9 protein-coding genes are annotated in these 13,614 nt (G+C 41.2%); 8 read left to right on the forward strand and 1 reads right to left on the reverse strand.

All coding sequences use genetic code 11. The annotated features are described in order from the left end of the window. Nucleotides 1-24: 24 nt before the first annotated feature. The 5 genes from IPM47_19895 (at nt 25) to IPM47_19915 (ending at nt 7,230) form a co-directional block, all read left to right on the forward strand. Nucleotides 25-1,569, forward strand: a complete 1,545-nt coding sequence (locus IPM47_19895; protein QQS29071.1) for a T9SS type A sorting domain-containing protein — start codon at nt 25-27, stop codon at nt 1,567-1,569. A gap of 176 nt (nt 1,570-1,745) precedes the next feature. Continuing rightward, a complete protein-coding gene (locus IPM47_19900; GenBank protein QQS29072.1) occupies nt 1,746-2,360 on the forward strand; it encodes a T9SS type A sorting domain-containing protein in 615 nt (204 codons plus the stop codon). A gap of 67 nt (nt 2,361-2,427) precedes the next feature. Continuing rightward, entirely contained in the window at nt 2,428-3,969 is a 1,542-nt protein-coding gene (locus IPM47_19905; GenBank protein ID QQS29073.1) for a T9SS type A sorting domain-containing protein, read from the forward strand. A gap of 149 nt (nt 3,970-4,118) precedes the next feature. Further along, on the forward strand, nt 4,119-5,627 hold the full coding sequence (locus IPM47_19910) for a T9SS type A sorting domain-containing protein (GenBank protein ID QQS29074.1): 1,509 nt from the start codon (nt 4,119-4,121) through the stop codon (nt 5,625-5,627). A 67-nt stretch (nt 5,628-5,694) separates the two neighbouring features. Further along, on the forward strand, nt 5,695-7,230 hold the full coding sequence (locus IPM47_19915) for a T9SS type A sorting domain-containing protein (GenBank protein QQS29075.1): 1,536 nt from the start codon (nt 5,695-5,697) through the stop codon (nt 7,228-7,230). Nucleotides 7,231-7,382: 152 nt separating this feature from the next. Here the strand turns inward: IPM47_19915 and IPM47_19920 are convergent, their stop codons facing one another. Beyond that, the gene (locus tag IPM47_19920; GenBank protein QQS29076.1) at nt 7,383-8,627 is read right to left on the reverse strand and encodes an imidazolonepropionase; all 1,245 of its coding nucleotides are present in this window, start codon (nt 8,625-8,627) and stop codon (nt 7,383-7,385) included. A gap of 298 nt (nt 8,628-8,925) precedes the next feature. Between IPM47_19920 and IPM47_19925 the strand changes: the two genes are divergently transcribed. From IPM47_19925 to IPM47_19935, 3 genes are all read left to right on the forward strand, one after another. Then, a complete protein-coding gene (locus tag IPM47_19925; GenBank protein QQS29077.1) occupies nt 8,926-10,446 on the forward strand; it encodes a C1 family peptidase in 1,521 nt (506 codons plus the stop codon). Between the two features lie 23 nt (nt 10,447-10,469). Next, nucleotides 10,470-12,779, forward strand: coding sequence for a WG repeat-containing protein (locus tag IPM47_19930; protein ID QQS29078.1), 2,310 nt, complete (start codon nt 10,470-10,472; stop codon nt 12,777-12,779). Nucleotides 12,780-12,891: 112 nt separating this feature from the next. Continuing rightward, nucleotides 12,892-13,560 carry a peptidylprolyl isomerase gene (locus tag IPM47_19935; protein ID QQS29079.1) on the forward strand — a complete coding sequence of 223 codons (669 nt, stop codon included), beginning with the start codon at nt 12,892-12,894 and terminating at the stop codon, nt 13,558-13,560. The last annotated feature ends 54 nt before the right edge of the window (nt 13,561-13,614 follow it).

Here is a 13,614-nt window from a genome sequence, read left to right on the forward strand (position 1 = left end):
TTTCATTTTTTAATCATGCTGAAAATGAAAAAGGCAATAATTATATGCTATTTTTTGACACTTTTCCTTGAATTACAAGGGCAAAACATAGAGTTTACTTATTTCAACAAAATATACGGAGGCAATGACACTATAAATATATTGGCACAAGTGGTGCAGCCGGTAGGAGAAATGTACTATGTTTTAGGAAGTTATACATTGTCAACTCATCGAGCATTTTACGTACAGCTAATTGACAATATAGGTGAGGTGAAATGGATTAAAGAGTTTGAAATTGGTGAAGTTGGTAGTATAGCTAATCTTGGTGTAATAGAATGGGGGGCTTTGGCTTTAAGAGAAGTTACTGGATTAGCTGTAACATATCGCAAAGGAGATGATATTTGTTTGACAAAATTAAACTACGAAGGCAATGTGATTTTTACCCAAACATTCGGTCAAATTGGTAAACAAACTCCTCAACAGATAATACATACTAATGACGGCGGTTATATTATAGCAGGAAGAGAGTTAGTAGTAACCGCCGACACCGTAAAAGCCTACGCCCTAAAAATAGACAGTGAGGGCAACTTTGAATGGGACAAACGCTACTTGATGGGCAATGATGCCCGTTTTTTCACCGTACAGCACACCCCTTGGGATGGTGGTTACATCTTTGGCGGCATGGGCTACTCCACCACCACCGGCTACGATATGTTTGTGGTTAAAACTCTCGCCAATGGCGATACCCTTTGGACGAAAAGATATGGAGGAGAATATAATGATTGTGCAGCATTGGTAGTTCCTATTACTACTTTAGAAGAGTTTGAAACAGGTATGTCTATAGAGTATGTGCTTACGGCTTGTTGGAAAGAAAGTTCCTTAATTTTTGACCGGCGTTTTTATATAGCCAAACTAAATGAAACCGGCAATATTATTTGGAGTAAGAAATACAATACCTATGAGGCAATGCCGGGGCTTCAAACTTTTCCAATTGTAAAAAGTGATAAAGGTATAATAGGAGCTACTGGTTTTACCAACTCAAATGGTCGAAAAGAGGCAGTCGTTTTCAGTTTTAAATCTAATGGAACGATAGAATGGTCAAAAACTTTTACTATTGACCCGCAAAAGGATTGCTACCTCAAAGACCTCCAACCCACCCCCGATGGCGGCTACGTGCTGGCAGGCTACCAATACAGCAGCCCCCAAACCGCCTGGGTTTTAAAGATAGACAGCCTTGGAAATACATGCAGTTATGTGGGTTGCGACAGCACGATAGTGGTAGAAGTTATGCCCGGCATCACCTCCAATTCAAGCCCTGAAATATCAGCAATGGTCTATCCCGTTCCTGCTTCTACCTATCTCAACATCCGCTACCAAATACCATCCGGCATCCTTCCTTCGGGCAATGCCGGATGGTATTTGTACGACATAACCGGCAGGCAGGTAGCTTCAACCACCTTAACCGGCAACAACGGCATTGAGGAGATTTCGGTAGCACATCTTCCGGCGGGCATTTACTACTATCGGGTGTTGTTGCCCTTATCGGGACAGGCAGTGGCAAGCGGGAAGATTTTGGTAAGTGAAAAGTGAAAAACTAAATGTGAAAAGTGGCTGGCTTTAACCGATAGAAACTGCTTTGTTTTCAACCCTGTTGGTGTTGCCAACGCCGACAGGGTTTGCAAGGCAGATATTTAATTGAAAAATATTACCTATCTTTCGGTTGGAAAAACAGATAAACCGAGTTCATCTTCAAAATCCCGTAAATCATGGTTCGGACGTTTTGCCTGTCCCCACTGCTACACTGTTTAGATACCGAATGGGCTATTCGCCTCCTAGTAGGCACTTATGTAGATGAACACCTTTATGAACAAGCCTTGGAGGAACTGCAAAACCTGCCCAATACACCCGAAAATGCAGAGTTTATAGCTCTGTATCAAGCTATTATTGAGGGAGGATTGGAAGAACAGGAAGGTAGTGGAAAAACTAATGCGGCATTAAGCACGATTAGTGCCATTGCGGCAAACAGCAATTCGGTACATAGTGCTTTGGCTGAAAGTGTATTGGCAGTATATAGTAATCAAGATTACATAAGGCATGGGCAGCCTGTTCAGTTGAATCTATCACCACTCCTAAAGAATACTAACATATTCCGCCTTATTCCTAATCCGGCCTCTACAAATGTTGTCTGTAAATTTTTACACCCATTAAAGCAAAACGGTCGTTTTCAGGTATTTGATTTTAGTGGAAGAGAAGTAATTAGTATATTCGTACCAAGGGCAAGTGTGGAGATGGATTTAGTAATAAGTCAACTAAATACCGGCATATATTTTTGCCGTTTAGAGGGCATAGGATCGGTACAAAAATTAGCTATTGTAAAATAGTAAATAATTATAAGTTAGGTGTTGCCTGATATCTTTCGGGCAACACCCCAATTTAAAAAATAATTACATGAAAATTCTTGTAATCATACTGCTTGGTTGTTTATGTACGGTTAAAGTGGATGCTCAAACCCAATTCACTTATTTCAATAAAGTATTTGGCGGCGATACTTCTTATATGCTGTCTCAAGTTATTCAACCTGTTTCTGGGGGGTACATGGTAATAGGAAATTATAAAAATTCGGACATTAACTATGCCATATATGTCATGAATATTGATGAACAAGGCGATACTTTATCGTTTAAGAGCTTAGTAATAGGAACTGAGTGGGGCGTAGTAGAAGATGGAAGTTTTGTGAAACCCACTTCTGATGGCAATTTTGTTTGTACCATAGCAGAAATCACTTACACACCTGCACTCAGGCTTATACCACATCTATTTAAGTTCAGTTCAGATGGCGATACTATTTGGCATCAATCATACCCTAATGAGTACTCGCAGTTTACCCGTTCTCTTATTCAAACTTCAGATAACGGATTTGCTATGGCGGGTTATAGGTATGTACAAGATACGGCTCGTTTTGTTTTGTTAAAAACCGATGCAGAAGGCAATTATGAGTGGTCAAGAACCTATATGTTGGACCATGATTCTCGCGCATTCAGCGTACAGCAAACCCCTTGGGACGGAGGATATATTATTGGAGGGTGGGGCTATTCCACCACCAACGGCTACGATATGTTTGTGGTTAAAACCCTCGCCAATGGAGATACCCTCTGGACAAAAAGGTATGGAGGGATTTATGATGATTGTGCAGCATTGGTAGTACCTATTACCACTTTAGAGGAGTTTGAAGCAGGTATGCCTATAGAGTATGTGCTTACGGCTTGTTGGAAAGAAAGTTCCTTAATGTTTGACCGGCGTTTTTATATAGCCAAACTAAATGAAACCGGCAATATTATTTGGAGTAACAAATACAATACCTATGAGGCAATGCCGGGGCTTCAAACTTTTCCAATTGTAAAAAGTGATAAAGGTATAATAGGAGCTACTGGTTTTACCAACTCAAATGGTCGAAAAGAGGCAGTCGTTTTCAGTTTTAAATCTAATGGAACGATAGAATGGTCAAAAACTTTTACTATTGACCCGCAAAAGGATTGCTACCTCAAAGACCTCCAACCCACCCCCGACGGCGGCTATGTATTAGCAGGCTACCAATACAGCAGCCCCCAAACTGCATGGGTTTTAAAGATAGACAGCCTTGGCAATACATGCAGTTATGTGGGTTGCGACAGCACGGTAGTGGTAGAAGTGCTGCCTGGCATCACCTCCAATTCAAGCCCTGAAATATCGGCAATGGTCTATCCCGTTCCTGCTTCTACCTATCTCAACATCCGCTACCAAATACCATCCGGCATCCTTCCTTCGGGCAATGCCGGATGGTATTTGTACGACATAACCGGCAGGCAGGTAGCCGAAACCACCTTAACCGGCAACAACTGCATTGAGGAGATTTCGGTAGAACATTTGCCGGCTGGTATTTACTACTATCAGGTGTTGTTGCCCTTATCGGGACAGGTGGTGGCGAGTGGGAAGGTGGTGGTGGGCAGGTAGTAGAGACAAGGCATGCCTTGTCTCTACCGGATAATGCCGATAGGCATGGCACCAAACAATTTTACCGTTTAACTAAATCAGATTTCGTTGTTTTCGTTTTACAAAAACGTTACTTTTATCCTGTTGTTCATCATTAAACCCTGCATGTTATGGTTCAGATAATAGGTTTGTTCCTCTTATGCCTCTTTCAAAACGACATGCTGACCGAAACCCATATCATTACCGACCCCGACAATCCGGAAATCTTTGAGTTTAGCGGACTGAGCAAGGGTATAGATGTCTATAATACTCAGACGGTTATGAAAAACGTAAACATCTCCAACCAAAACTTCCAAACCACCAAAAAACAAATTACCCTAAACGGAACGGTAGGCAGCAAGGTTACCTACAACACGTTTTCCGTTCCTCCCGGCAGTTCGCAAGCAGACGATACCTACGGGCTGCTAACCTACGGCAGCATAGGGTTAACCGTAGAAGGCAATAGTTTTTTGGCGGCAGAGGCCCAATACAACCCCTTTACATTCGGCGCAGTTTTTGACAACACCGAATATACCGGCTTTGTGTCGCATGTGCTAAACAACCTTTTCGACGGACGGCTAAACCCCGCCACCCAATTTATTGGCAACAATAACCGCCTCTACACCAACTGCAACGCCTACGACGACTGTGATATTGACTGGCACCTTGCTGCACCTGATGCTACTCTGCCTCCGCAAGGAGAATGTGATTTGATTGATCCAAATGGTTCAGATCTCGCCCATCACACCCATTGGCATTATGTTGAAGAAGTAGATACTCCTCTAAGCTACTCGAATTTGCACATCTACAACGAAAGTTCCTCTACACTGTACCTAAATGTTGACAACTACGCATATTCAGACCCCTTTGTCGGTAGTGTTCCTTCTGTTTATGTTGTAGGTGATGTTGATGTTATATTCTGCTCAACATTAGAGAGCTTCGAGAATTCAACTTGCACTGTTAGTATTCCCATAGAAGAAGTAGGTATGGCAGATTGCAATAACGAAAACGATATAGAACGACGTATTTACAACTTCTTGCGCTCCAACCAACGCGATAGCCTGCTTGCACTGCTACACTGTTTAGACACCGAATGGGCAATACGCCTCCTAGTAGGCACTTATGTAGATGAACACCTTTATGAACAAGCCTTGGAGGAACTGCAAAACTTGCCCAACACACCCGAAAACGCCGAGTTTATAGCCCTATACCAAGCCATTATAGAGGGCGGTTTGGAAGGGAGTGGTAAAGCAAATATAGCTGCGACAACGGTAAATAATATTGCAGAAAATGAGTTTTCTAAAAACAGTGCTTTAGCTCAAAGTGTTTTGGCTGTTTATAAAAGTACTGATTACTTAAGGCATGGGGCTACTATTAATTTGCTTGCAAATAATGTTGTAAAAATTCCGAATTATAAATTAGTGCCCAATCCGGCGCAAGACCAAGTTACTGTTATGTTTACCAGATATGTCAAACCCAACCAAATACTGGAAATATTTGATTTGCAAGGTAGATTAGTACTGATACAAAAAAATATTGCACAAAACACCCTTGTAAATGTTGCCAAGTTGCCAACCGGTATATATTTCTGTCGTTTGTCTGAGGAAGCAGACGTTGTAAAATTAGTCATTGTGCGGTAGCATTTTTTCTTAAAGGCGCAGATGGATGTTTTCATCTGCGCCTTTAGTTTTTTTTAAACCCCTCATTATGAAAAAACAATTCTTTTTCATCATATTGATTCTATGTGTCTTTCATTCAAAAGCTCAAGTTGCCCAGTTTGTTTATTTTAACAAGGTTTTATCCAGCGACACCATGAATATATTGGCACAGGCGATACAACCTATAGAAGACGGATATTTGACTTTGGGTGGCTATGCTACTTCCGAAAACTATGTCTTATACATACGAAAGTTAAATTTGACGGGTGAGACGGAGTGGATAAAACCCTTCGAAATTATAGAAAACTTGGCCGATTTGGGAATTATCGAATGGGGGGGACAAGTTTTACACGAACCAAACATATTAACGGCAACTTATAAAAAAACACAAGACATTTGTTTGACTAAATTTAACTATGATGGCGAAATAATGCTTCATAAAAAATTTAATATAGAAGCCCGTCAAACACCAAAGCAAATAATAAAAACTCCTGATGATGGCTACATGATAGCCGGCATGGAAGGAGTTATAACCAATGACACCGTAAAAGCCTACGCTCTCAAAATAGACAGTGAGGGCAACTTTGAATGGGACAAACGCTATCTGATGGGCAACGATGCCCGTTTTTTCACCGTACAATACACCCCTTGGGATGGCGGCTACATATTTGGCGGAATGGGCTACTCTACTACCACCGGTTACGATATGTTTGTGGTCAAAACCGCCGCCAACGGCGATACCCTCTGGACGAAAAAGTATGGAAACGCTTATAGCAATTGTGCTGCATTAGTAACCCCTTTGATATCGCATGATGAGTATCTAAATGGAGAACCCATTGAGTATATTATGACGAGTTGTTGGCACAACTCCAATGACCCGTGGCAAAGCAAAAATTATATTGCCAAAATAGATAGCGTAGGCAATACTATTTGGGAGAAAATACATGGCACTTATTCCACCTTTTCATCGCTTCAAACATTTCCTATTATTCAATCGGGGAAACGCATAATTGGAGCCTCTGTATATTATGATGTGTTTGGTAACTGGACACCTGTGATTGTAAGCTATAGAGCAAATGGCTCCATTGAATGGTCAAAACCCATTACATTAGACTCCGATAATCCTTGCTACATAAAAGACCTCCAACCCACCCCCGATGGCGGCTATGTGCTGGCAGGCTACCAATACAGCAGCCCCCAAACCGCATGGGTTTTAAAAATAGACAGCCTTGGCAATACATGCAGTTATGTGGGTTGCGACAGCACCGTAGTGGTAGAAGTACTACCCGGCATCACCTCCAATTCAAGCCCTGAAATATCGGCAATGGTCTATCCCGTTCCTGCTTCTACCTATCTCAACATCCGCTACCAAATTCCTGCCGGTATCCTTTCTTCGGGCAATGCCGGATGGTATTTGTACGACATGACCGGCAGGCAGGTAGCCGAAACCACCTTAACCGGCAACAACGGCATTGAGGAGATTTCGGTAGCACATCTTCCGGCGGGCATTTACTACTATCGGGTGTTGTTGCCCTTATCGGGACAGGTGGTGGCAAGCGGGAAGATTTTGGTAAGTGAAAAGTGAAAAACTAAAAGTGAAAAGTGCCTGGCTTTAACCGATAGAAATCTGTTAATGGAACATCCCAAAAGGATAAAAACTAACAGGAGTTTAAATTCAATTCAAATTGTGCAAATGTATTTCAAGAAGGCAAAGCACAAGACATTATCCATTATCCACTAAAAAACAACTTTCCCATTCAAAATCACTGTTTCCACTACATTGCTTCCATAGGCATAAGGCACAAATGTGATGGAAGGAATGGGTTGGGTAATAAACACGTTGGCAACTTTACCCCTGTAGATGCTGCCATGCGTATTGGAAAGTTCCATCGCATAAGCTCCGTTAATGGTTGCTGCGTTGATGGCTTCTTCGGGCAACATACCCATTTTGAGACATGCCAAAGACAACACAAAAGACATTCGGCCGGAAGGCGTTGAACCCGGGTTGTAGTCAGTTGCTAAAGCAACAGGAAGACCTGCATCTATCATGTTTCTGGCCGGGCCGAAGGGGATATTGAGAAAAAAGGCAGTGCCGGGTAAAAGGGTCGGCATGGTGTTGGTTCCCATCAGGCAATCAATTTCCTCTTGACCCATTCTTTCCAAATGGTCAACGGATAAAGCGTGATGTTCAACACCAACCTGTACCCCCCCGCTGATGGCCAGTTCATTGGCATGGATTTTTGGTTTTAGTCCATAACGGTTTCCCGCCTTTAAAATCTGTGCTGTTTCAGAAACAGTAAAAAAACCTTTATCGCAAAACACATCAATATAGTCGGCCAAACCTTCGTTGGAAATTGCCGGTAACATTCTTTCTATGATTTCATCAATATAGCCCTGACGGTTGTTTTTATATTCCAAAGGGATGGCATGAGCGCCTAAAAAAGTAGCTTTTATAGTTGCTGGGCTGTTTTCTTTCAGACGGCGAATGACTCTGAGCATTTTCATTTCTGCGTCAAGATTCAGTCCGTATCCACTTTTAATTTCTATCGCTCCGGTACCGTACCCGATAACTTCATTCAATCTGTTAAGGGCTGATTCGTACAGTTCATCTTCATCAGCATGTTGAAGCCTCAACGCTGAGTTTAATATTCCACCTCCTTGTTTAGCTATTTCTTCGTAGGTTTTGCCCTGAATGCGGTAAACAAATTCCTGTTCACGACTTCCGGCATATACAATATGTGTATGAGAATCGCACCAACAAGGAAAAACCATTTTACCTTTAGCATCAATAATCCCGGTTTCACCTTCAACCGCCGGGCAATCGGGCATCAGTCCAAAATCGAATATAATCCCGTTTTTAATCCATAAAAAAGCATCGTTCAAAACCGGCAAGGTTTTCATATCAGAACCCGCTATCCATTTGGCAGGGTGATTTGATTCGACCTGAACTAAACCGGCAATATTTTTGATTAGTAAGTTCATATTAAAAAACAATAATAATTTGGTTTCGGTTAAATTTGAAATAACAAGGTTTACAAGACCGGTTCCTGATTTTATTTTAAAAAAATTACCATAAAAAGCAACGAAAAGGTTTTAAAAAGCGTTTTCAGATAGCGGTAAACATATTAAAACGTTCGCAGGATTTGTTAAAATGGGTAAAATATTTGTACAATTATTACAAATGTATGTATCTTCGTGTTGTTTTACCCGCTATTTTTTATCATAGCAGTGTAATAAAACACAAAAACATTAGCTTTTCATTCAATTAAATATGGTATTTATGTCCTTCAAATACCCGAACCCTGTTTTTTATTGGTTGCTTCCGGTTTTGATAGTATTGATGCCGGTATATGTAGCCGCACAACCCGATCGGTTTGGGGGAGGCGTTGTCATAGATGACGTAAAATACAGCGAAGTTCCTTTGGCAACACCGCTCACCAACAAAAGTTACGATAATATTCCCTATCGTCATAACCTTAAAAAATATTGCCCCATACCCGGCGACCAGTTAGGAACCGGAACCTGTGTGGGATGGGCTGCTGCTTATGGTGCCCGAACAATTATTGAAGCTGTTTCTCAGGGTTGGGACAACGAACAGAAAAAATCAGTGGTCAATACCAATGCTTTTTCACCTTCTTTCGTCTATCGTCAGGTACTTGCCTACGAAGGTCAGGATTATGATTGTTATATCGGCGTGCATATTTCTGATGCACTTAACGTAATGAAAAGGGTGGGAAACGTAAAAATCAACCAATATCCTTTTGACGAAAATTGCAGCTTCACCCCTTCTGAGTCTCAGGTTAAAGATGCCGTTAATTTCCGCATTAAAGATTTTCAGCGCATCACCTTTGTCAAACAGGACAATGCCAAAGTCAGTAAAGTCCGTCATAGCATAGCCAATAATCTGCCTGTTGTTATCGGAATGCAGATATACGAGAATTTTAAAGACATTCAGCACGAAGACAATACCTGGAATCCCAACAAAGGGGACAAAGGTCAGGCCAGTATTCATGCCATGTTGGTGGTGGGATATGACGACGAAACCCAAACTTTTGAAATCATGAATTCATGGGGCAGTGAATGGGGAAACGGCGGCTTTCTTTATGTCAGGTATGAAGACTTTAACATTTACGTCAAAGAAGCCTATCAGGTCATTTATGACCTGCCCACAATTGTTCCTGAAAACAATTTTGCAGCAAATATTGACTATAAAGAACTGGCACTTCAAGCAGAAGGAATGGACATGAACTGTACTTCTGAAGTGATTGGCTCGATGCGTGCCACTCAAAACGGCGCTGTATATTCGATGCATAATATCCATGCACCCTATACCGGTTTTCAGGTATTTTTAACGCTTGGATCGAAAAACATGAATGTTTATGCCTTCAGTATTGATGACAACAACCAATTCGATCTGCTATATCCATTTCAGCCGGAGGTGATGAGTTTGTACGGTTCTGAACAAACAAAACCCAACAGCATATCAGCCATTATTCCTTACCATAAAGGTACATTGGCTTTGCCACATGAAGATTTTTGTATGCAGTTGGACAACAGCACCGGAACTTTGAACTGTTTTCTGTTTTCAAAAGAACCTATTGACATGCCATCGTTACAAGAACAGCTTGTCAAAACAACAGGGAATTTGTACGACAGGTTGCAAACCATTTTTACCGGAAGGATTGCCGAAAGGTCTCAAATTATTTACGAAAGTTCAAGAATTGGATTTGAAGCCAATTTAGAAGATAGCCGGATAGTTCCGGTGATTATTGATATGAACCATTTTGCTAAAAAACCCTGATTTAACTCCTAATCCAAACCAATATGAACAACATACTAACTATATCAAAAGCTATGTTTAAACGAATTTTGATAGCCTCCCTGCTCACATTTTACCTGACCTCGGTTGCTCAAAATGAGCAAACCATCCTACTTGCTCCGGTAAAAGACAACGGCAAATGGGGATATATCAACGATAGCGGTAAATTTATCGTATTCCCGAAATTTGAGTTTGCCAATGAATTTACAGAAGGATTGGCTGCTGTGAAAGTCAATGGCCTTTGGGGATTTATCAATGGCAATGGTAAATATGTCATTGAGCCCAAATTTGACGATGCCTATAATTATTCGGAAAATATTGCACGGGTAAAACAAAACGGGCAATGGGGATATATTGATAAACAAGGACGTTATTTGACTCAACACAATTACGAATTAGCCGGCGATTTTTCAGATGGACTTGCACCGGTTTTGTTGGGAGGAAAATTTGGATATATCAATTCCAAAGGAGAGTATGTACTCGAACCTCAGTTTGACGATGCCTATGATTTTTCGGAAGGAGTAGCTTTGGTTTCCCTGAACGGCCAATGGGGCTATATTGATATGTCAGGCAATTTTGTTGAATTACCCCCAAGCGAAGACCTTTCCAACTTCATTTCAGAAGGCATGGCAGTGGTCAGATCCAACGGAAAATATGGTTACCTGAACACCAAAGGTCAATTTGCCATTGCTCCGCAATTCGAAGATGCCCGACATTTTTCAGAAAGTCTTGCGGCAGTCGCAAAAAACAGAAAATACGGATATATTGACTCTAACGGCAATTTTGGCATCAACCCCGTTTTTGAAGATGCCGATTATTTTACGGAAAGATTAGCCGCCGTCCGGTTTAACGGCTATTATGGCTATATCAATACGGCAGGCACATTTGTCATTGTGCCTCAGTTTGAAGATGCCAAACCTTTTGCAGAAGGATTGGCAAAAGTGCGCTTTGAAGGTCGTTATGGTTTTATCAATAACCGGGGCGAATTTGTTGTAGCACCTGAATACAAGTGGGCGAACGATTTTTCAGAAGGTTTGGCTTCCGTTGAATGGAACGGAAATTTTGGTTATATCAGCTCGTTGGGTTGGACAATCATCGAACCACAGTTTGAAGAAGCCGGTTCGTTCAAAAAAGTGCAGATAATTAACTCTACCAATAAACCTCAAATAACCATAGAAGCTCCTTTGGATGCTGTTACAACCGTTGAACAGCCTGAAATTACCGTTAAAGCGCTCATATCGTCCTCTACTCAGTTAGCAGATTACCTGTTGGTCATCAACAACCAGTTGCAAGACCTTCAACCCGGTATTAAAGGAACAAGCATTAAAAAAATCAGCAAATCAGATACGGAAAATCACGATGTATTGGTCGAAACTACCATAAACCTTCAACCCGGCCTCAATGAATTTTATCTGCGCGCTGTGAACAACAACGGCAGTACAAACTCGGAAACCAAAAAAGTGTTGTATTACAGCAGCGAAATGGCCGAAAAACCAAACCTCTATATCCTGACTGTAGGAATTGCCAAATATCAGCAAAGCCAATACAATATTAACTATGCCGATGCCGATGCCAATGATTTTGCCAATGCGTTTTATCTGCAAAGCAAAATGCCCGAATATGAACGCCTGTATAAAAACATCGTTATCGAAAAACTGATTAACGAAGATGCCACCACGCAAAACATCAAAAAAGCAATTTACAGTATGCGCAAAATGGCGGTTAAAGGCGATTTGTTTGTTTTGCATATCTCTTCGCACGGAGAAATTGACACACAGGGAGATTTTTATATCCGAACTTATGATGCTGATGCAGGGTTGGACTATTTGTCTATTTCAGCACTTTCAAACAAATGGCTTGCCGAACAAATCCGTCAATTTGATTGCACAGTTGTCCAGTTATTCGATGCCTGCCATAGTGGATCCGGAAGTTCTGATTTAGTTAATGACGGATTAGCGCTAAAAGGCAGTGAAAGCACAGATATTGCAGTCAGAGAACTCAAGGATGCCTTGCAGTCAAAAGCCCTCTACTTCTTTGCTTCAAGTAGCCGTATGCAAATGTCGCAGGAACGCAAAGAATGGGAAAATGGTGCCTTTACCGAAGCCGTACTCAATTGTTTTAACCAAAAACCCTATACTACTTTCAATGGCCAACCCATCATTGCAGACCTGAACGGCGATGGATTTATCAATACCAGCGAACTGAACGACTATATTTCTAAAGTGGTTAAAGTGATCACAAACGGTCAGCAAACCCCAAAAGCAACTATCGAAAACGGCGAAACGATTAACCTTTTTGTTTTAGACAAGAAATAATATCGAACCATGTCAGCTAAAATTTGTTTTTTAGTCCGTTAATTCATAAAACTGCTCCAATTTGAATTGAAGCAGTTTTTTTTATTCTCTAACTTTTTGAAAATCATAAAAAATGTTCAAAAACCTGTTTTTTCTATTTCTTTTAACCGTAAACTTTATCACCTTGACTGCTCAAAACGAAACCAAAGTCAAAGAGCCCCGCGTTTTAATCACAACCGATTTTGGCAATATCATCGTTAAACTCTATAATGAAACGCCCTACCACCGCGACAATTTTCTGAAATTGGTAAAAGAAGGCTTTTACAACGATTTGTTGTTCCACCGCATCATTAAAGACTTTATGATTCAAGGAGGCGACCCAAATTCCAGAAATGCAGAACCCGGACAACAATTGGGCATGGGCAGTCCGGGATATACTCTGCCGGCAGAAATTAACCCCAATTTGTTTCACAAAAAAGGAGCACTTTCTGCTGCAAGAACCGGCGATCAGGGAAATCCTCAAAGACGATCTTCCGGCAGCCAATTTTATTTAGTACATGGAAAGGTACTCAGCGATGCCGATATTGAACAATTGACGCGAAATGGATTTGTTCTTACCCCCCAGCAAATTGAAACTTATAAAACCATTGGTGGAACTGCTTTTTTAGATGCTCAATATACCGTGTTTGGTGAAATAGTCGAAGGATTGGAAGTGTTGGAAAAAATAATTGTCGTGCCCACGCAAGCCGGAGATCGCCCGGTAAAAGATGTAAAAATGACCATGACTGTTCTTTCAGAATAGTTTGGTATTTAAGTTTTTGGCAACCAGTATCAATGCTCTGAAATTTTATGCGCA

Source organism: Sphingobacteriales bacterium, from assembly GCA_016700115.1.
Lineage (GTDB): Bacteria > Bacteroidota > Bacteroidia > Chitinophagales > UBA2359 > UBA2359.